The following is a 20,053-nucleotide window of genomic DNA, read 5'->3' as shown; positions in this document are numbered from 1 at the left end:
CCGGAGCATGATCTTCTTGCGCTGATGTTCGATCAGGCTCCGGGTTTCATGACCTTGCTCAGCGAGCCGGGCCACATCTTTCAGCTTACCAATGGCGCCTACCAACGCCTGATCGGTCAGCGGCAGGTTATCGGTAGGTCGGTTCGGGAAGCCCTGCCCGAGCTCGCTGGCCAGGGGTTCTTCGAATTGCTCGACCGTGTGGCTGAAACCGGCGAGCCCTATGTCGGCCGCAATGCCAAGATCATCCTGCGCAACGCTGAAACCGGTCTTGCGGAGGAGCGCATCCTAGACTTCGTCTATCAGCCGATCAGGACAAAGGATGGCCGGATCACCGCAATCTTCGTACAGGGCACGGACGTCAGCGACCTGTCATTCGCCAACGCTTCGCTGCAATTGCGCGAGGATCACCTGCGTTCGATCCTGGCGACAGTGCCCGATGCAATGATCGTCATCGACGAAAGCGCCCTTATCCAATCCTTCAGCTCGGCGGCCGAGACATTGTTTGGGTACAAGGCCAGCGAAGTCATCGGTCAAAACGTAAAGTTGCTGATGCCCTCGCCGTACCGGGAAGACCATGACGCATACATGCAGCGCTATCTCACGACGGGAGAGCGCCGCATCATCGGGCTCGGCCGCGCGGTAACCGGGATGCGCAAGGACGGATCGACCTTTCCGATGGAACTCGCCGTCGGCGAAATGCATCCGGGAACGGGCCGCTTCTTCACCGGCTTCTGCCGCGACCTCACGGAACGCCACAGAACGGAAGCCAGAATGCAGGAGCAGCAGCAGGAACTGCTTCATATGGCACGTTTCACCGCACTCGGCGAAATGGCCTCGACATTGGCCCATGAGATAAACCAGCCGCTGACCGCGATTACGAACTATCTCAAAGGCAGCCGCCGCCTGCTCGAGAAGAGCAGGGACGACAATGCCGTCATGTTGCGGGAGGCTGTCGAAAAGGCTGCCGAGCAGGCTTTGCGCGCCGGCGATGTCATTCGTCGTCTCCGGGATTTTGTCGCCAGGGGCGAAAGCGAACGTCAGGTCGAGCGTCTGCCGGCGCTCATCGAGGACGCGTCGTCGCTGGCTTTGGTGGGCGCCAGGGAAGCGGATGTGCGCGTCACTTACGAGCTCGATCCGACGGCCGAGCTTGTTTTGACCGACCGCATCCAAATCCAGCAGGTTTTGCTGAACTTGATGAGAAACGCCGTGGAAGCCATGCATGGCGCTCCGCAGCGGGAACTGCGTGTCGTCACGGAAGCACGACATGATGGCATGGCTGAGGTAAGCGTCATCGATACCGGCCCTGGGTTGGCTCCTGAGGTTTCAGCCCAGCTTTTCCAGCCTTTCGTCACCACCAAGAAGCATGGAATGGGTGTTGGCCTGTCCATTTGTCGCACTATCGTCGAGTCTCATGGTGGTCATATCTGGGCGGAGCCCATGGCTGGCGGAGGGACCGCGTTTCGGTTCACTTTACGCGCTATAGAGAAGGAAGAGGTCGCCAGTGGCCAGTGATGTCGTTCATGTGGTCGACGACGATGTCGACGTTCGCAAGTCCCTGGGGTTCCTTCTCGCAACGGCCGACTTTGCCGTGCGCCTCTATGAATCGGCAACAGCATTCCTGGCGACAGAGCCGAAGGATATCGGGGGCTGCATCGTCACCGACGTACGCATGCCCGGCATCGACGGCATAGAGTTCCTGCGGCAGCTGAAGGCTCGCGGCCATTCCGTGCCGGTCATCGTCATGACGGGACACGCGGATGTCGCATTGGCAGTGCACGCGATGAAAGAGGGAGCAGCCGATTTCATCGAGAAGCCATTCGATGACGAAGTGCTGATCGACGCAATTCGCTCGGCTCTGGACAACCGCAATCATGCCGTTGCGTCACACCCGCAAGCCGCCGACATTCGGAAGAATCTGGCCACGCTCTCGGAGCGGGAACGTCAAGTGCTCGACGGTCTCGTTTCGGGTTTGCCCAACAAGACGATAGCCTACGATCTTGGGATCAGTCCGCGCACCGTCGAAATCCACCGAGCCAACCTCATGAGCAAGATGGGCGCTGGCAGTCTTTCACATCTTGTCCGCATGGCATTGATCGCCGATCCCGAACACTAAAGCGCGGCGCGGCGAACGGCTTTTTTCGGTGCCATGTATTAGGACGAGTTCCGAGGAGGAGCCTCCTGGTCTTTCTCGAGGTACCAGTCGCGCCAGTGGGTCGGCCGGATATCGACGCGCACGCCGGTAACCGCATGCCGCCACCCCTCCCGACCTTTTTCGCAAGGAAATACAAGCGCATGCAGTCCTTCCTCATCCTGGACGGCTAGTTCGAGGCTGCGGCCAAACGGAGCGCTTGCTATTGGATTCCACATCTAACCAGCGTGGGCCGGATCGGAAATCCGCGCTTTGATTTGAATCAGTTTTAGACGGTTTGGGCCGAGGCAAACTGCCTATCCCGAGGCATCCACGCGTCTCCAATTTGACATAGCTCAAAGCGGAGCCTTCCCCATGGCTCGTAAGTTGAGCCCAGCGGATCGAAGCGCCGCGTTCTGCAGCACCAATTCCTGCATAGGAGCTCGACATGAATTACCAGCGGTTCTTCGAAGACGCGATCGACCAGCTCCATGCGGAGCGGCGCTACCGCGTTTTCGCCGACCTCGAGCGCATCGTGGGCAAGTTTCCGCGCGCCATCTGGCGCGCCAACGGCCGCGCCCAGGAAATCACCGTCTGGTGCTCCAACGACTATCTCGGCATGGGCCAGAACGGAGACGTCATCGCCGCCTTCCAGAACGCGGCCGGCAAGATGGGCTCGGGTGCCGGCGGCACCCGCAACATTTCCGGCACCTCCAATCCGCTGGTCGAGCTCGAGCATGAGCTCGCCGACCTGCACGACAAGGAAGCATCCCTTGTCTTCACCTCCGGCTTCGTCTCCAACGAGGCCTCGATCTCGACCATCGCCAGGCTTTTGCCCAACTGCCTGGTGCTCTCGGACGAATTGAACCACGCCTCGATGATCGAGGGCGTGCGGCGCTCGGGGGCCGAGAAGAAGATCTTCCGCCACAACGACGTCGCGCATCTGGAAAGCTTGCTGCAGGCCGCGGGCCGCGAGCGCGCCAAGCTGATCGTCTTCGAAAGCGTCTATTCGATGGATGGCGACATCGCCCCGATCAAGCAGATCGTCGAGTTCGCCGAGCGCTACAACGCCATGACCTATATCGACGAGGTGCATGCTGTCGGCATGTATGGTGCGCGCGGCGGCGGCATCACCGAGCGCGAGGGCCTGGCCGACCGCATCGACATCATCGAAGGCACGCTGGCCAAGGCCTTCGGCACGCTCGGCGGCTATATCACCGGCACCAGCGCTGTGATCGACGCGGTGCGCTCCTATGCGCCGGGCTTCATCTTCACCACCGCGCTGCCGCCGGCGATCGCGGCCGCCGCCACCACCTCGATCCGGCATCTGAAGCGCTCGCAGGCCGAGCGCGACGCGCAGCAGCGCCAGGCGGCGCGCACCAAGCAAGTTCTGGCCGCGGCCGGGCTGCCGGTGATGGAATCGGCCACCCATATCGTGCCGGTGCTGGTCGGCGATCCCGAGCTCTGCAAGATGGCCAGCGACCGCCTGCTCGGCGTCCACGGCATCTACATCCAGCCGATCAACTATCCGACGGTGCCGCGCGGCACCGAGCGGCTGCGCATCACGCCGACGCCGTTCCATTCGGACGCGCTGATCGCCGAACTGCAGGACGCGCTGGTCGAGACCTGGGACGCGCTCGGCATTCCCTATGCCGCCTCCGGCCGGCCTGCGGTTGCCAAGAGCGACCGAATTATTCCGCTGCTGGTTCAAAAGGCAGGTGGGTAAGGTGAAAGGCCAATGAGATCGATCCGACGTCCCCTGAAGCAGTCGGCACGCTGCTGAAGCAGTCTGGCGGTAGTGTGCTGAGAGTTCTGCAAATTCGCTGAGAGAGGCGGTCATCGCAGGCTGGTGATTGTTCACGTCACCGATCCCCGCGAAGGAACGCCCCCATGATCAAGACTGAGATAAATCCGCCAGAGCCGCCGTCAAAGACATTCTGCTTTCGAACCCGGATGCATTGCACGAAGTGATCCGCGCGGTGATGCAGGAGGTGCTCGAGGCAGAGATGGACGAGGCATTGGGTGCTTCGAAGAGCGAGCGCACGCCGGAGCGTCTTGGCTATCGCTCTGGTTATTACGGCCGCACGCTTGTCATGCGGGTCGGCAAGCTTGAGCTGCGGGTTCCGCAGGACCGGCAGGCACGCGGTGTCTCTTCATCCCACAAAAGGGGTCGATGAACCCGTGACGAGCGCCGTTTATGGGGCTGGCAACCCGTCGCCATGCCGCGCCGACGACCGCAATTTATCGCAGCTGCCGATGTGAATCTCATCAGAACTAGCCTCCTGACCATTTAGAGCAGGGGCGGCTTGCCGCATCCCGACGAAAGCCGATCCCTCTCCGACCTCAAAGTCGATCTTATGGATCACGTCGATCGGCTGCGGCCCGGCTGGCGAATGGCAACTTCGCGGCGCGAAGCTGTCCGCGGCTATTGGTCGACTGCAGATCGACGGCTTTTGGCAGGGTAGCTGGCAGGGGTCGCTCATTGTGCCGTAGCCTCACGTTCCTTGACATCGGGTATTTATCCGAAATTATGCAGGAAAGAAGGATCGCAAGCATGACGGGAATCGCGCTGTCGGGCGTATCAAAGCACTTTGGCGCTGTCGAAGTGATCCGCGACGTGAGCCTGGACATTGAGCCAGGAGAGCTGGTCGTGTTTCTCGGTCCGTCCGGTTCTGGCAAGACGACGCTGCTCCGGATGATCGCCGGGCTCGAAAGCATTGACGAGGGCACGCTGACGATCGACGGGGTGCGCTCGGAGAACCTTGCGCCTGGCAGACGCAACGTTGCGATGGTCTTCCAGAACTATGCGCTTTACCCACATATGACAGTCGCGGAGAACATGGCCTTTGGGCTAAGGAACATTCGGGTCGCGCCGGATGTTATACGCCAACGGATCGCTGAGGCCGCGCGTGTCTTGGAGATCGAAGCGCTGCTCAACCGTCGCCCGTCGCAGCTCTCCGGCGGGCAGCGCCAGCGCGTGGCCATCGGGCGTGCGATCGTCAAGGAGCCTAAGGCATTCCTGTTCGACGAGCCACTCTCCAATCTAGATGCGGCGCTTCGAGCCCGTACACGCGTCGAGCTCGCCGAATTGCATCAGCGTTTGAAGTCGACGATGATCTACGTCACCCACGACCAGGTGGAAGCGATGACGCTCGCCGACCGTATTGTGATCCTCAACAATTGCCGGATAGAGCAGATGGGAAAACCCGTCGACGTCTATACACGTCCGGCGTCGCGATTCGTCGCAGCCTTCGTTGGGTCTCCGGCGATGAACATTCTGCCTGTTACGGTTTCGGGCTCAGGCGACAGGCTCAATGGGCGCTTGACGGATGGATCGCTCGTCGAACTTCCGGCCGGGCCCGTCAACATGGATTGGCGCGAACTGGGAGTGCGGCCGGAATCGCTGACTGTAGTCGCGGAGGGCGGGGACGCATTCGCCACGGCCACCGTTGTCGAGCGCCTTGGCGAGCGGACGCTCATCTATGCGCGGCTCGCGGATGGGACGCAGGTGACGGCACAAGATCGCGGGCTTTCGAGCGTCAAACCGGGCGACGCCGTTCGGCTGAAGTTCGACACCACGGCCCTGCATCTCTTCGCCGCGGACGGATCGACCTGGCACGCGCACGCTGACGGGGTCTGAATCCGTCGGGTCTGAATCCGGTTCTGCGCGACGCGTTTTAGCCCTTGATACCTGCCGAGAGCGTTATCGCTTCGGTTACTCGGCGCTGGAAGAAAAGATAGGCCAGTGCCACCGGAAGGCCGGCCAGTACGGCTGCCGACAGCTGGCGCGCGTAGTAGACACCGAAGGCGTCATTGACCTGCGTGATGCCGACGGTGATCGTCATCATCTCGGTACGGGTCACGGAGAGGAACGGCCACAAAAACGCATTCCACGTCCAGATGAAGCAGACGATCGACAGCGCCGTCGTTACCCCCCAGTTCATCGGCATGTAGATCTTGAAGAGGATCCCGAATTCAGACGCATTGTCCATGACCGCAGCCTCGCGGAAGTCCTTCGGGACCTGATCGAAGAACTGCTTGTACACGATGATAATGACGGGGTGGATAAGCTGCGGCAACATGATTCCGACCCAGCTGTTGATCAGGCCAAGGTTGGCGACCAGCACGAAATGATTGATGATCAGCGCTGAAATTGGCACCATGAAGGAGGCGAGGATCAGCCACCATAGCGCGATCCGGCCCGGGAACCGCAACTGCGAGATCGCGTAGCCGCACAGCATCGAGATGAAGATGGTGATGACCGTTACGCCGAGCGCGACCGCCACCGAATTGACGTACCAGGCGCCGATCTGCGTGGTGGTCAGGGCGTCAATGTAGTTCTCCAGCGTCGGCGTCTCGGGCCAGAGTTCGATGTAGGGCCGGACGACCTCACTGTCCGGTTTGAGCGATGAGATCACACCCCAATAGAGCGGGAACGCCCATAGGATGGCCCAGACCAGCGTCAGTGCCGTGATTATCCCGCCCCAAAAGTTCCAGCGTTGCGCAGCCATGACGTTCATCGGCGCCGCCTTTCGGCGAACCGGAGCAGTTGGAATTGCAGGACCGAGACGACGACCACAAGGACGAAGAGGGTGACGGCGACAGCCGCCGCCCTGCCTCCCTGGTTCTGCTGGAAGGCCTTCTGGAAGACGTAGTAGACGAGCACCATATTGTCGTTCGGCCGTCCGCCGATCGAGAACAGATAGACCTGATCGAAGATCTTGAGCTGCAGGATGAGTTGGATGGTTAATACCAGCGAGGTGATCGGCCATAGCAGTGGCCAGGTGATGCGCCGGAACGTGGTCCATCGCGTCGAGTTGTCGAGCGCCGCGGCTTCGTAGATCTCCGCTGGTATTGACCGCAGTCCGGCGAGGAAGAGGAGGATCGAGAAGCCCGCGGTCCACCAGATCGTCACCCCGGCCACCGCCGGCAAGAACCAGAGGCGCGACTTGAAGACCGGTACGCGCGGGATTCCCAGCCAGTCCAGCGCATGCATCGCGATCCCGAACTGGAAATTCAGCGTCCAGTCCCAGATCAGATAGACTACGGACACTGGCAGGATGTAGGGCAGGAAGAACAGCGCCAGAACGATCGCCTGGAACCGGCCCTTGAGGCGCGACACGCCAAGCGCGATCAACAGCGCGATGAGCGTTCCGGGGACTACCGTCATCAGCACGAAGTAAGCGGTGTTCCAGACCGCACGCCGGAACATCGGGTCGTTGTCGAGCCGCAGGTAGTTGTCGAGACCAACCCACCGACCCGCGCCGATCAGCGGCGCATCGGTGAAGGAGATGCGGAACATCTGGACCGTCGGATAGACGAACGCCAGCAGGTAGATCGCCATGAAGGGAGCGACCAGCACCAGCGCGACAAGACGTTCAGTGCGGGAGTTGCGAAGCATGGCTCTTCCTCAAATATGACTGGGACCGCTCTGGACAGAACGGTCCCAGCCTTTGAGCCCTACATGCTGTTCAGCTCTTCCTTGATGGATTTTACCGCCTGGTCGGGGTCCATCTCTCCATTGAGGGTCGGCACGAAATAATTGGACATGATGTCGAAGATCGGCCCGGCGACACCAGCCTTGGGCGACTTCGGATCGAAGATCATGTTGGCTGTCAGCGTCGAGTAGGTCGCGTTGGGCTCCATTGCCTTGTATTCGGCCGTCCCGGTGACCGGCTTGTATGCAGGGATGTGGCCTGCCGTGGCCCAGAACAGCGAGTGCTTGTCCATCCATGAGATCACCTCGAGAACCGCGGCACGCTTTTCCGGGCTGATCTCCTTGCCCTTGTTCTTCGGGATTGCGAATGAGTGGCTGTCCGCATAGGTGCATGGCTTGTCGAAGATCACCGGGATCTCGACGGCGCCCCAGTCGAACAGCTTGCCTTGCTTGGCAAGGTCGGTCATCGTGGGAACTTCCCAGACGCCGTTGATCATCATTGCGGCCTTGCCCGAGGTGAATAGAGCGACGGTTGCGGGATAGTCCGTGTAGGTCGACTGCAGCCCTGCCTTCGTCCACCCTTGCAGAACCGCTAGCGCCTTCGCCAGCTTTTCGGGATTGTCGCCGGCGAGGAACTCGTTGCCCGTCAAAAGCTCGCCGCCTTGCTGGCACACCAGTGAATAAATGGTGCGGTACATGAAGTTGCCGTCGGCGGTGACGCTGCCCAACGGGAACTCGACGCCGGCGTCCTTCAACTTCTGCAGTGTCGCGGTGAATTGCTCCTTGTTGCCCATGCCCACGGGACGGCCGTCGTCGCCGAGCACGCCTGCCTTCTTCAGGAGGACGCGATTGTAGTACAGGACGATTGGATGGGTATCGAGCGGCACTGCGTATTGCTTGCCGTCGACCGTCACCGCGTCCATCGTCGTCTGGGCGAAGTCCGAGGCCGAGAGGCCCATCTTGCTCATGTCGTCCGCGGTGATTTCTTCGAGAATGTCCTGGCTCACCGCCAAGGGGATGCGGCTGGCATGATAGGTCATGACGTCTGCCGCCTCACCGACCGCGGCCGAGGTCTGCACCTTCGCGTAGAAGGGCGTGCCCCACTCCAGCGTCGTGGCGTCGATCTTGATCTTGCCGGCGTGGGCGGCGTTGAAGTCGGTGATCATCTGCTTCATGCGCACACCGTCACCGCCGCCGAGGAAATCCCACCATATGACGGTTTCTTCGGCCTGGGCCGCGACGGCCCAGAATCCCCCGGCCGCAACTACCGCTATGGCCATCATCCTGCGAAAGTTCATCTCAGCTTCCTCCCGAGTACGGCGGTTAGATCCGCCTTGAACGTTTCAATGCTACACCAAACCAATCCGCCTGCAACGGATTTTACGGTATATATCTGATGGTCGGATATAGTTCAGAGTGTCACACGCACCATCGAGTAGGAGTGCGGCGGCAAGCTCAGCGTCATTCCCTTGCCGCTGAGCGCTGCCCCGTTGCCTTTGACCGGTGATACGTTGTCGGGCGCGTCCTTCGTGTTGCAGGCCTCGAGATCGTCATGACGGATGATCGTATGCTCGATAGACTTGGCGGCGAACCGCTCGAGGGCGACGTCGGCCTCTATCGTCTCGGACCCATGCCGGTTGATTGCGAAGAAGGTCAGCGTGCCGGTGTTCGAATTATGCACGCCCGTAATGTCGAGCCATAGCACCTTGTCGGCCGCGGCCGCGTCATAGGTAGGCACCTCGACCGCGAGCTGCAGCGCGGTGCCGCGGCCGTGCTTGGAGGCCAGCATAAAAGGCCAGTAGATCGTCTGTCGCCAAGCGCTGCCGCCGGGATCGGTCATGATCGGCGCGATAACGTTCACCAGCTGCGCGATGCAGGCGATGCGAACAATATCCGACCGTCGAATGAAGGTGTTGATGATGCAGCCGACCTGCAGCACGTCCTCGAAATTGTAGATGTCTTCCAGAAGCCTGGGCGCTTCCGGCCAATCCCAGCCGCGCATACGCTCGGCGTCCCGCTTGCGCTGATGGTACCAGACGTTCCACTCGTCGAAGGAGATCTTCACGTCCCGCTTAGAGCGGGTCTTGGCCTTCACGTAGTCGATGATGCCCGCGACCGTGCCAATGTAGCGGTCGAGCTTGGCCGGAAGAGCGAGATATTCGGCCGTATTCTTCTCGTAGTTCTCGAAATACATGTGGAGAGAGATGTAGTCGACCTGCTCGTAGGTCGCTTCCAACACGGTTGCTTCCCACTGCGGATAGGTCGGCATATTGGAATGCGACGAGCCGCAGACGACCAGTTCCACCGTCGGGTCGAGGCCGCGCAGCGCCTTGGCGGTCTCGTTGGCGAGATGGCCGTATTCGCCCGCCGACTTGTGGCCGACCTGCCAGGGACCGTCCATTTCATTACCGAGACACCAGAGGCGGCAGTTCCAGGGTTGCGCGCGTCCGTTCTTGGCCCTTAGGTCGGACCAGTAGCTGCCGCTCGGGTGGTTGACGTATTCAACGAAGGCCCGCGCCTCGTCGAGGCCGCGGGAACCGAGATTGACCGCAAGCATCATCTCGGTGCCGGCCTTTTCGGCCCAGTCGGCGAATTCGTGGATTCCAACCAGGTTCGGCTCCGTGGTGCGCCAGGCAAGATCGAGCCGCCGCGGGCGGTTCTCCTTTGGGCCTATGCCGTCTTCCCAATTGTAGGCGGACACGAAGTTGCCACCCGGATAACGGCAGATCGGAGTGTCGAGCGCACGCACCAACTCGATCACGTCCTTGCGCATCCCCTCTGCGTCCGCTTGCGGATGTCCGGGCTCGTAGATGCCCGTATAGACCGCCCGGCCAAGATGCTCGAGAAACGAGCCGTAAAGACGTTTGTCGATATCCGCGACGGCATAGGCCGCGTTCGCCGTGACTCTGGCCTTCATGATCCCTCCCAATGCGGACTATCAATCCGACTTTCCGGTCTATATCCGGGTCACGGGTCAGTTAAGGGCGGAGTTCGTTCGCCCGTCAAGGGCCTAATATGCTCTCAAGCCTTCAGCAGGCGCAGAAGGATGTCGTTGCTGTAATTGCCGAAGCCGCTGCCGAAGATGTTTATGCCGCCGGGGTGACGCGCATCTTCCTTCACGCCGATTCGTATCCGGATCGAGCGGTGCCGCTCGAGCTCCAAATCAGCCAGCGAGCATTTGGAAACCTTGTCATTGTTGCGATAGGTGCCGTCGTTAGTGACGCGCCAGTGTGCGAGGTCACCATACTGCGATCCGGCCAGCTTCCACCAGCCGGGCGTATGCTTGCCGCGCTTGTCGCCATAGTCGGCCGGCGCCGTCCAGGTATCTATCTCGTGTCCGTTGATCGCGACCGTGATGTCCGATGGCCAATCCTTCGATGTGCCCGGCACCTCGGACGAAAGCTCCATCGCCAGCTCCAACCCGCCGACTTTGGCATTGGCAAGCGTCGCATTGTTGGGAAACTGGTATTCGACGAAGCCCCGCGTGAACCACAGCAGCCCGGCCCGCATACGGTCAGGATCGAGGAAGGTGTCGGGCACATCGAGAAGTCCGATGACACCGTCCTTTGAACACAGGCCGCAGGGAGCGGAAACTTCGCATCTTGTATAGAGTCCAAGCGGCATCGCCACTTCTATGACGCCGAGATCCTGCGCCGGGGTGCGGTCCTTAAAGACGACAACCAACTCGGAGAAGGTCGAATAGCAGACCTTCTGGCTTCCCTTGCGCGCCTTCTGTGATTTCGTCTCGATCAAACCGACATCGACAAGAACCTGAATGTTTGCGGAAATTGTCGATTGCGGAAGACCCAGTTCTTCGGCCACTTGATTGACGTTTTTCGGCCCCTTGCGGTGCAGCAGATCGAGAATCCGAACCCGGACCTCGCTCGCGAGGCTCTTCAACAAGTCAAGCCGCTCAAGCGGATCGACAACCATGATTTCATTCGACATATGGCCCCGCACTCGTCACACGGGGTTATGTATCAGCAGATCAGATACAAATAAAGACTGTGGCGTTATCAATTTAACCGCCCTAGCTGGCATATCTTTCGTAGCGACTTCGTCATCCAGAAGTTGACCAACACGGCCACCACGGCGGCGCAGTCGCCTGCCTTGACCAGTCCGGGGAAATGCCTGGCCGCCAGCATTCCCATGCACTTGGCAAAAGCGTCGCGGAACTTCTCATCCGCCGTTTGAAAGGTGAAATGCGCGCCCGAGAACGGCTCGTCTTGCCAACAGGGATCATTGAGCGCGGATCCGTTGGTCCCCCTGCTGATCAGGATGAGTGTTGGTGGCTCACTTCCGAGATAGCGAATAGTGCTCGTGTCAAGCCGCTAGCTATCGGCCAGAATCGCGCGCTGCTCGGCAATTTAGGATTCGGACAGGCGGCACGTGGCTGAGCTGGACGAACTGCGAGAGACTCATCCGGCTTTCGGTAATCTCGTGAGATTAGGCGGTCAGGAGCGTGACCCACATCGTCCGGTGTATCGCTATGATGAGATGAGGCTCGTCCGAGCGCTCTGGTGAATATTAGCGCATTTGATAGTATCGCTCCCACCCTGCCAGCCAAGGCACTGAGCATGACGGAAAGGCGTCGGGTAGAGCCTCCAATCGTGGCCCTTGCCAAGAGCGTTCTGAGCAAGGACGACAGTAGTGTGTCCGACTTTCGCAGCGAGCGGCGCGTTATGACGGCTCTCTGTTACGATCTGGTCGGATCAACCGATCTGCTCGCGGTTCTGGATATCGAGGACTATGAGGAACTGATGTCGGCCTTCCGGCTTGAGGCAAGACAGGCAATCTCATCGTACTCGGGCGTTATCGTGAGCGAGGCCGGCGACGGCGGTGTCGCACTTTTTCCAGCAGAGATGGAGGCAAAGGACGCGGCCTCGCAAGCGATCCGGGCAGGACTCCAAATCATTGAGGCGTGCAAGCGGGTCGGGCTGGAAAAAGACCATACGGATCTACATGTCCGGGTCGGGATTGCTACATCCATGACCCTCGTTCACGGGGACGGCAGTGACCCGGCCCATGCCAGCGTCACGGGCCCTGCCTTGGCCATGGCGACGCGGCTCCAGGCTATGGCTCGGCCGGATGCAATATTGGTGTCCGACGAGACCCGAAATCTGGCGCGGCGGTCCCACGTTTTCAGTTTTCATGGCATCCACGTTATTAAAGGTTTCGCGGAGCCGGAGCGGACCTGGCGTGCCATCAGCCACAAGCGGGACGTTGACCGCTTCTTCGCCTTCGGGCGCTTGAACAATACGTTTATAGGCCGTGGGGACGAACTGGCCACCATCGCCGCATGTTGGCATGATGCCGTCGCTGGCAAGGGCGGCGTCATTTTAGTTCAGGGTGAGGCCGGTATCGGCAAGTCCCGCCTGCTTTATGAAGTCCGCAAGAGGACACGCTTTCATCGGGCAAAATTGCTGCTTTTTCAATGTCAGCCCGGCGGCTCCCACTCGGCCCTTTATCCCCTGCTGCAAAATGTTCGGAGTGAGCTGGCTGGCAAAGAGGGTCGGCTGGAGGCTTCAGACGTAGCGGAGGTCTTCGCAAATCAGAGCGTTCACGATGACGAAGTGGTCGACATCTTCTCGTTTCTGCTTGGGGCTGAAGGATCGAATCCCGCCCTGAAGCAGGCTGATCTCAAGGTTATCCGGGAGAAAGCCGCCTGGGCAGTTCGCAGAAGCATCGAAGCTATATGCGAACGCGGACCACTCATCCTGGTGGTCGAAGACATACATTGGATCGACCTCACGTCGAGGCAATTGCTGGCGGAACTCGCCCTCTTCATTCATCGGGTGCCCGTGCTTCTCATAATGACTGCACGACCTGGATCCGAGACTTATTCAGGGTTCCAGGACTTGCCGCATATTACTCTGAAGCCGCTCGATCGCGAGGAAACGCGACAGGCAATCATGGCCATGCGGCCGGAAATCGGGTCAGCCGCGCATTCGGAACTCATCAGCATGGTGGAAGAGGTAACCGGGGGCGTGCCTCTTTTCATCGAGGAAATCTGCCAATGGATCGCCGAGGACGCAGCCTCCATAACGGATCGCCTTGCGCCAGCCGGCTCATCAAGCCGGATATCGGTGTTTGAAGGCGTCCTCGAAGCCAGGCTGGAAGCCTTGGGCCCTGCAAAGGACGTGGCACGAGCGGCCGCCGTCGCCGGCAATCGTTTCAATCTGGGATTGCTCCGGAAGCTGCTGCCGGAATTCAGTGACGAGACGATCGGGAATGCACTGGACACCCTCATCGAGGCGAGATTCCTGATCCGGATCAGGCCTTCCGGCGAGCCCGACCATGGATTTCGTCATGCCCTGGTCCGGGAGACAATCTACAATGCATTGCTGCGGAGGAGACGGCAGGCCCTCCATCAGTCGCTTTTCTCCGCTGTCGTCCGCGACCGAAATCTGTGCCCATGGTTGGGTACGGCTGAACTGGCGGAACATGCTGAACGCGCTGGCCTTATAGAGGAAGCAATCGATGAGTTCATCGCGGCCGGCCGGGAAAGTTACGACCGCTCTGCAATGGCCGAGGCGAGACAGATTCTCGACCATGCCATAACCCTTTGCCAGCGGGTGAGAAGGCCGGACAAGCAGGATGTTTTGCGCCTCGCCGCGATGATGCCGCTCGGGCCGGTACTTACAGCCACGGAAGGTCCAAACTCGCTGCCGGCACGCAAGCTTTACGAGGACGGGGTAGAGATCGCCAGGCGGCGACCGCTCGCCGAGCGTGCGAAGTGGTTTCCGATCTACTGGGGTTGGTGGTTCACCGGTCCCACCATCGACGGGGAACGCGCGCGGACCGTCCTCACCGACCTGAGGGATGTCGACGACCCCGAAGTGCAGTTTCAGGCCAGACACTGTGTTTGGGCAATCGAATTCAATCTTGGGCATCACAAAAACTGCATAGCGGCGGTCGACGAGGGACTTGCGCTCTATGGGATGGGCCAAAGGGCAGGGAATGCCACTCTGTTCGGCGGCCATGACGCCAGGGTCTGCGGCCTGTCGCATCGAGGTCTCTCTCAATGGTTTACCGGCCGGGCCGCAAGCGCAGTTCGGTCATTGGCTGAAGCCAGGCGCTGGGCAATGCAAACGGCGCATGTTGGTAGTATCGCCCATGTCTACATCAACGAAGCGATGCTTGATTGCTATCGCCGCGATTTCTCGGCGCTGCGAGGCGTCATCGCCGATATCCGCGAATTGACGAAGCGCCACCATCTGCCCTCCCTTGCCGCCTTGGCGCAAATTCTCGAAGGCTGGTGCGAAGGAAATGCTGCTCGGGTAGAGCAAGGCAGGGACCAGATCAAGGAAGGTCTCGCTATCCACGCCGAACTCCAGACGCCGGAAGACTATCCTGTCTACTGCGGCATGTTGGCGGAGCTTCTGGCCCGGACAGGCGAGACTGACGAGGCCCTTACGCTTGTCTCTTCCGCAGCTGCGGAAGCCGAAGCGGGCGGCAGTCTTTCTTGGCTCGCCGAACTCTATCGGCGAAAGGCCCATCTCCTTCTGCTTAGAGGGTCCTCAGGCATGGATGTTGTTGCCGCGCTCTCCAAAAGCCTGGCTATTGGCGATGAGCAAAACGCGGTGCCAATCCTGCTCAATGCATACGAGATGCTCAGGACATGGGGCGTATCAGAGGAACTATCCCGGCAGTACCGCAGTCGCGTCGGCCTGGCGAAATCAGTCATCGAGCAAGGCGCGGCGTTGTTCGTCAATATAGAACCGAGCCTGCGCCGCTAGCCCGCGCGGCTGGGAGATCAGGAAGGCTCCATGCTGGAACGATACGAGCGCTCGGGTCCTCCGCCGCGCGAAGCACTCATGCGGCTAATGACGATGCGCGAGCTTTTGGGCATCACACGGATTGCGGACATCACAGGTCTCGACGTGCTCGACATACCCGTGGTTCAGGCTGTCAGGCCTTTCTCCCTTTTGAATTCCGTTTCGCAAGGCAAGGGGCCGACCAGAACCGAAGCTGCGGTATCGGCCATTCTCGAGGCCGCAGAGTCCTACTTTGCCGAGCGTTTGGCGCACTACGACCCCGTCGCGGCCTCCGCTGACTCCCTGAACATTCCTCCTGAAAGATTCGAAGCCCACCTCCAGCCTGGAGCCGACCCGGGCTGGCGCAGCAGGGAGATAGCTTGGATTCATGCCGAGAATATCCTCCAGGGTCAGCAGGATTGGGTCCCATTCGAGCTTGTGCACACTGCCTATGTGTTCCCGCCGCGGCCCCACGAGGAAATCTTCGCTTCGTCTACGTCCGGCCTAGCGGCCTCCTTCGAGGAAACGGACTCTATCCTGCACGGGATAATGGAATGCATCGAGCGCGACGCACTCACGCGGGCGGAGCGAATCCATGGCTTTTTCCAGCGCCGTCGAATTGACCCGAGAACGATCGATGATCCGACAGTTGCGAGCCTTCTCGAAAGCCTGGAAGCCAAAGGCCTGCTGGTGGGGCTTTGGCAGGCCCCCTCACCGCTGGGACTACCGGTGATCTGGTGCCATCTCATGGAGGATCGGCCGCCGGAAACTGCAATTCTTCACCATCCGGCAGAGGGCTCGGCTGCAGGTTTCGATGCCGCGTCCGCGATAGTTCACGCAATCTACGAGGCGGCGCAGTCGCGACTGACGGCGATCTCCGGCGCCCGTGATGACCTGACACGTGCGTCCTATCCAAAATATCCCGATTGGCAAAAAATTGCGGCGCACCGACGCCTCCTGTCCGACGGCCCTCGCGACGTACATTTCCACGCGATTGCCGGGCAGAATTACACCAGCGCGGGAAATAGGATGTCTGACCTTCTCGCACAGGTCGAGGGCGCAGGAATCGATACAGTGTACATGATTCAGCTTGATACTAGACCGCTCGGCGACCTGTCAGTCGTCAGGATCGTCATACCGGCCTTGGCGCCGCTGTTGCATGGCTAGGCAAATGCGTCCCAAGCTGGTCTTTACCGGTCCCACCCTGTCGCAGGGCGAAGTACTGGAAGTGGTGGAGGCGATCTGCCTTCCGCCGGCTGCGCAGGGTTCCATCATTGCGGCGGTGCAGCATTTTGATCCGAGTGCGATAGTCATCATCGACGGCGGCTTTCAGTCGGAGCCGGCGGTCAGGCACAAGGAAATCCTTTGGGCAATAGCGAAAGGTGTTCCGGTAATAGGCGCAGCGAGCATGGGGGCTCTTCGCGCTGCGGAGCTCTTTCCGTACATGCAAGGAGTGGGGCTCATCTACCGGTGGTATCGTCGTTTTGCCTTTGCGCCTGACGATGCGGTGGCCGTGCTGCACGGGCCATGGGAGGTAAACTGCGCGCCCATGACCCACGCGCTGATCGATCTTCGCATGACGGTTCGCAGAGCCTGCCGTCGAGGCATCATTTCGGCTGAATACAGAACGAGACTGGAGCGCGCCGCGCAAGCTCTCAATTTTCGCGAGCGCACGCTCGCCCGCATGGTCGGTAACGCCTTGTCATGCGAAGGCGATCTCGTTGTTGAGAAATATCAGGCGATCCTCGCCGCTGCTTTCGTTCAGCAAAAGAAGCAGGATGCACGTGATGCGCTCCGGCTATTGCATCACGGTTTATTCAATGAGCCCGTACCCCTGCCGGATTTCCAATTGACGGCGGCTTTCTTTAAGGATCTCGACGAAGCCGGGTTAGAGATTTGAAAGCATCAGGGCGAGAATTCTCAATCTCAATTTACAACGCGTATGCCATTTTGCTAATGTACTAATATGAGAGGGGCTGAGCTACTGGGGACGCTCGATCGATCCAGCGACCAAAGTCGCTCCGTCGGCACGCGCTTCCTGCTATTTCCCCAGGTGCCCCATCTTGCCGATTACGGCACACCCGAGACCGTCTGGATATCGACCCCACCCGGCCGGTTGCGCCCCGGTCCGGAGGACCATCGCATCTATGTCCGCGATCCGCTCCTCGACAAGGAACCTTACGAGTATCCCTATCTACCGCCCTTCGTTGGCGAGGTCTTCCCGCCGGCGGAACCCGCCTACGACGGTCACTTCGACCAGATTTCATTGAATTCACGTCAGTTCCTGGCGGCACACGCCTTCGGGGCAGTCAGCCGGGTCCTGGACATCTGGGAAAGCTACCTTGGGCGGCCGATAACCTGGTACTTCGCCGAAACCTATGAGCGGCTGGAGATCATTCCGTGGGTCGACTGGAACAACGCCCAGTCCGGCTATGGTTATCTGGAACTCGGCGCGGACAAGGCGCCCGACGGTCGAACTTATCCCTACGCTCTCAACTTCGATACGATTGCGCATGAGGTCGGCCATGCGATTCTGTTTTCCCTTTTTGGGGTGCCGGCAAATGGCTTGAGGACTGGTGACTTCGCGTCGTTCCATGAGGCGAGCGCCGACATAACGTCGCTTCTGTCCTTCCTGCATTTCGACAGCGGTCTCGACCGGCTGCTCCGCCACTGCAACGGCAACCTCCTCGTCCTGAACGAACTCAACCGCATCGCCGAACTGATCGGCGACCGGCAGATTCGCCTCGCCAGCAATTCGCGCCGCATGTCTGACGTCACCGACGAAATCCATGACAGGTCGCGGCCCTTTACTGGCGCCGTGTTCGACACGATCGTCGACGCCTATCACGCGAATCTCGTGGGTGATGGACTGGCCGACGAGCGGCTTCTCGATATCGACATCAGGGATATCGACGAGGTCGCCATGCACCGCATCTCGGATTTCACGGCGCTGGCCTTCCGTGCCAGGCCGTTCCTGTTCAAGAGCGCGCTTACCCGGGCGCGTGACGATGTGGCGCTCACCCTTGCCCGGACCTGGTCCGACCTCGACGCCGACGATCTGACATTTGAGAATGCCGCGATGGCCGTTGCCGAAGCCGGCAGCCGCATCGCGCGGGCGCTGGGCGCTAAGTTCGAAGAAAACTTCAGATGGCGAGAGATTTCATGAACTGAATTGTCAAAGCGAGGAGAAGCATCATGAGCGACGACTATCACCGCCCTACATATACGTCGACCGATGCGCACGGAGCGTTCAATGCAACGCAGGTGCGGCTCTACGGGGTTCCTGGACTACCAAAGCCAGAACACAAAAATGACTTTGGAGGTATAAACACTATTGTAAAAGAGAACCAGTACGCCATAACTTTTTCCAAATTGGCAGAAGGCGACCTTGATTATACCGATGAGTTACTACAGTCGATAAGACTCATGTTTGACAAACAAGAGGATAAAAAGCCCGACAGCTCTTATGTTTTTGTTAAGTCTGTATTAGAAAATTACATGCTATTGATTAGCGCAATCGACATACAACCAGAAACAAAGAAAGATACGAAGAAATTCAGCTCTGGAATAATATTTGGATACGCGTATGAGGGACACACATACGATCTGCCAAAACCCAAAATTATGTTGATACCGGCGCCTCCGCTAGAGATACCCAGCGATGATTCCGGATATGATCTCAAGAAAGACTACTACAGGGTCTGGATCGTCGATAAACTCGACCAATGCGTCGAGTTTGAAATGAACCAGGGCTTTATCGAACAGCTTGTTCTCGAGGCAAACCTTCCCGGCAAACGCTCGCCGACCATGTACGCGGCCAGGCAGGCGCTTGGGCACCGCAGTGGCAGGCTGACTGAGTAATGATAGATCCCGCTACTTAGCAGCCCGTCCAGGGGTTGTGTCGGCCAACCCGAGCTTGGTGCAGTCGGAAACGACAACCTCGCGGAGCTTGGGGCGTCGAGTTGGCTGCGGCGCTGCCCGATCAACTTCGAGGCTTGGCACCCGGGCTCGGTCCGGGTCGCTTCGCTGCAAGGGCAGACGGCAATTTTCATCAACAAAATCAATGATTTTGGTGGTGTTTGCAGTCAGTTGTGAACCTGTCCCTGTCTGATTTTCCCTGTCAGGCGCCAAAAAACAGCGAATTTCAGCATTTTTGGGCGCCAGAACTACTTTTCACCTGAAGTCGCGCGGTGGATTCAATGCCTTAGCTGGACTTTCCTGGGTGAGTTCATAGGGAAAAGCCTGCAGCCTGACAGGGGACTTTCCTGACCGAGCTGGCAGCTTGACGTTACGAGTTCCAAAGCCTACTCCGCTGTCCTCCAATAGCCGATCGGGCAACTTCTGGTTAGTCGGAAATAGAGGGGTTCGAGTCCGCATTATGGGCCGACCCGAAGAATCACCAGCAAAATCAATTATTTGAGTATGACAATGGTGAGCCCGGAGGTCGTTGTTTTCTACAGGAAATCAAGAGGTTAGTGGATGGTTCGCCAACCCATTTCCTTCGTATTCTCTCGTATCGTCTGGCGAACCTAGGCACTAGGAGGAGGACTAGTTTTCAATGCAAGCGGTGTCTCTACCTTATCCCACAAAAGGGTCGATGAATGTGTGTTGACCGAGGGCATTAGCTCGGCTGGTTCCGGGGCCGAATGCGAACCGGCGGTTTTCAGTGCCGGCATGGCGAAAGCAGACATTCAAGCTGGCTCGCTTTGCCGAATCCGCTCTGTTGCGCTA

14 protein-coding genes and 1 pseudogene are annotated in these 20,053 nt (G+C 59.4%); 10 read left to right on the top strand and 5 right to left on the bottom strand.

Going from position 1 to position 20,053, the window contains the following annotated elements; all coding sequences use genetic code 11:
- The first annotated feature begins 24 nt into the window (after positions 1-24).
- From ABID26_RS08985 to ABID26_RS08965, 5 genes and pseudogenes are all read left to right on the top strand, one after another.
- Positions 25-1,512, top strand: a complete 1,488-nt coding sequence (locus ABID26_RS08985) for a PAS domain-containing sensor histidine kinase (protein ID WP_292301197.1) — start codon at positions 25-27, stop codon at positions 1,510-1,512.
- Positions 1,502-2,113 carry a response regulator FixJ gene (gene fixJ / locus ABID26_RS08980; RefSeq protein ID WP_292301108.1) on the top strand — a complete coding sequence of 204 codons (612 nt, stop codon included), beginning with the start codon at positions 1,502-1,504 and terminating at the stop codon, positions 2,111-2,113. Before ABID26_RS08985 ends, fixJ begins: the two co-directional genes overlap by 11 nt.
- A 463-nt stretch (positions 2,114-2,576) precedes the next feature.
- A complete protein-coding gene (gene hemA, locus ABID26_RS08975; RefSeq protein WP_354414982.1) occupies positions 2,577-3,854 on the top strand; it encodes a 5-aminolevulinate synthase in 1,278 nt (425 codons plus the stop codon).
- Positions 3,855-4,018: 164 nt separating this feature from the next.
- A pseudogene (locus ABID26_RS08970) lies at positions 4,019-4,263 on the top strand (transposase); the annotation flags it as partial.
- A 419-nt stretch (positions 4,264-4,682) separates the two neighbouring features.
- A complete protein-coding gene (locus ABID26_RS08965) occupies positions 4,683-5,768 on the top strand; it encodes an ABC transporter ATP-binding protein (RefSeq protein ID WP_292300048.1) in 1,086 nt (361 codons plus the stop codon).
- A 37-nt stretch (positions 5,769-5,805) separates the two neighbouring features.
- Here ABID26_RS08965 and ABID26_RS08960 read toward each other — a convergent pair whose 3' ends face one another.
- The 5 genes from ABID26_RS08960 to ABID26_RS08940 form a co-directional block, all read right to left on the bottom strand.
- The gene (locus tag ABID26_RS08960) at positions 5,806-6,648 is read right to left on the bottom strand and encodes a carbohydrate ABC transporter permease (protein WP_292300046.1); all 843 of its coding nucleotides are present in this window, start codon (positions 6,646-6,648) and stop codon (positions 5,806-5,808) included.
- Positions 6,645-7,529, bottom strand: coding sequence for a carbohydrate ABC transporter permease (locus ABID26_RS08955; protein WP_126092638.1), 885 nt, complete (start codon positions 7,527-7,529; stop codon positions 6,645-6,647). Before ABID26_RS08955 ends, ABID26_RS08960 begins: the two co-directional genes overlap by 4 nt.
- 59 nt (positions 7,530-7,588) lie before the next feature.
- Complete coding sequence (locus ABID26_RS08950) at positions 7,589-8,863, bottom strand: extracellular solute-binding protein (protein ID WP_354414978.1); 1,275 nt, start codon at positions 8,861-8,863, stop codon at positions 7,589-7,591.
- A 113-nt stretch (positions 8,864-8,976) separates the two neighbouring features.
- The gene (gene arfA, locus ABID26_RS08945) at positions 8,977-10,482 is read right to left on the bottom strand and encodes an arabinosylfuranosidase ArfA (protein ID WP_292300042.1); all 1,506 of its coding nucleotides are present in this window, start codon (positions 10,480-10,482) and stop codon (positions 8,977-8,979) included.
- A gap of 104 nt (positions 10,483-10,586) precedes the next feature.
- Positions 10,587-11,513 (bottom strand): ArsR/SmtB family transcription factor, encoded by a 927-nt coding sequence (locus tag ABID26_RS08940; RefSeq protein ID WP_126098926.1) that lies wholly within the window; start codon positions 11,511-11,513, stop codon positions 10,587-10,589.
- Positions 11,514-12,175: 662 nt separating this feature from the next.
- Here ABID26_RS08940 and ABID26_RS08935 point away from each other — a divergent pair.
- From ABID26_RS08935 to ABID26_RS08915, 5 genes are all read left to right on the top strand, one after another.
- Positions 12,176-15,304, top strand: a complete 3,129-nt coding sequence (locus tag ABID26_RS08935) for an ATP-binding protein (protein WP_354414975.1) — start codon at positions 12,176-12,178, stop codon at positions 15,302-15,304.
- Between the two features lie 30 nt (positions 15,305-15,334).
- The gene (locus ABID26_RS08930; protein ID WP_126098924.1) at positions 15,335-16,489 is read left to right on the top strand and encodes a YcaO-like family protein; all 1,155 of its coding nucleotides are present in this window, start codon (positions 15,335-15,337) and stop codon (positions 16,487-16,489) included.
- A gap of 4 nt (positions 16,490-16,493) precedes the next feature.
- The gene (locus tag ABID26_RS08925) at positions 16,494-17,222 is read left to right on the top strand and encodes a TfuA-like protein (RefSeq protein ID WP_189521501.1); all 729 of its coding nucleotides are present in this window, start codon (positions 16,494-16,496) and stop codon (positions 17,220-17,222) included.
- A gap of 66 nt (positions 17,223-17,288) precedes the next feature.
- Entirely contained in the window at positions 17,289-18,488 is a 1,200-nt protein-coding gene (locus ABID26_RS08920; protein WP_292371305.1) for a gluzincin family metallopeptidase, read from the top strand.
- A 29-nt stretch (positions 18,489-18,517) separates the two neighbouring features.
- Complete coding sequence (locus ABID26_RS08915) at positions 18,518-19,183, top strand: hypothetical protein (RefSeq protein ID WP_126098922.1); 666 nt, start codon at positions 18,518-18,520, stop codon at positions 19,181-19,183.
- Positions 19,184-20,053 lie beyond the last annotated feature (870 nt).

Origin of the sequence: Mesorhizobium shonense (assembly GCF_040545255.1) — a bacterium.
Taxonomy (GTDB): Bacteria; Pseudomonadota; Alphaproteobacteria; order Rhizobiales; family Rhizobiaceae; genus Mesorhizobium; species Mesorhizobium shonense.
The sequence above is the reverse complement of the archived record's forward strand: the minus strand, read 5'-3'. Positions and strand labels throughout refer to the sequence as shown.

Bases quoted from the DNA above. Each gene is read 5' to 3' on its own strand.
- hemA (WP_354414982.1), top strand. From the start codon at position 2,577: ATGAATTACCAGCGGTTCTTCGAAGACGCGATCGACCAGCTCCATGCG.
- ABID26_RS08930 (WP_126098924.1), top strand. From the start codon at position 15,335: ATGCTGGAACGATACGAGCGCTCGGGTCCTCCGCCGCGCGAAGCACTC.
- arfA (WP_292300042.1), bottom strand. From the start codon at position 10,482: ATGAAGGCCAGAGTCACGGCGAACGCGGCCTATGCCGTCGCGGATATC.
- ABID26_RS08950 (WP_354414978.1), bottom strand. From the start codon at position 8,863: ATGAACTTTCGCAGGATGATGGCCATAGCGGTAGTTGCGGCCGGGGGA.
- ABID26_RS08960 (WP_292300046.1), bottom strand. From the start codon at position 6,648: ATGAACGTCATGGCTGCGCAACGCTGGAACTTTTGGGGCGGGATAATC.
- ABID26_RS08955 (WP_126092638.1), bottom strand. From the start codon at position 7,529: ATGCTTCGCAACTCCCGCACTGAACGTCTTGTCGCGCTGGTGCTGGTC.
- ABID26_RS08985 (WP_292301197.1), top strand. From the start codon at position 25: ATGTTCGATCAGGCTCCGGGTTTCATGACCTTGCTCAGCGAGCCGGGC.
- ABID26_RS08915 (WP_126098922.1), top strand. From the start codon at position 18,518: ATGAGCGACGACTATCACCGCCCTACATATACGTCGACCGATGCGCAC.
- ABID26_RS08925 (WP_189521501.1), top strand. From the start codon at position 16,494: ATGCGTCCCAAGCTGGTCTTTACCGGTCCCACCCTGTCGCAGGGCGAA.
- ABID26_RS08940 (WP_126098926.1), bottom strand. From the start codon at position 11,513: ATGTCGAATGAAATCATGGTTGTCGATCCGCTTGAGCGGCTTGACTTG.
- ABID26_RS08965 (WP_292300048.1), top strand. From the start codon at position 4,683: ATGACGGGAATCGCGCTGTCGGGCGTATCAAAGCACTTTGGCGCTGTC.
- ABID26_RS08920 (WP_292371305.1), top strand. From the start codon at position 17,289: ATGAGAGGGGCTGAGCTACTGGGGACGCTCGATCGATCCAGCGACCAA.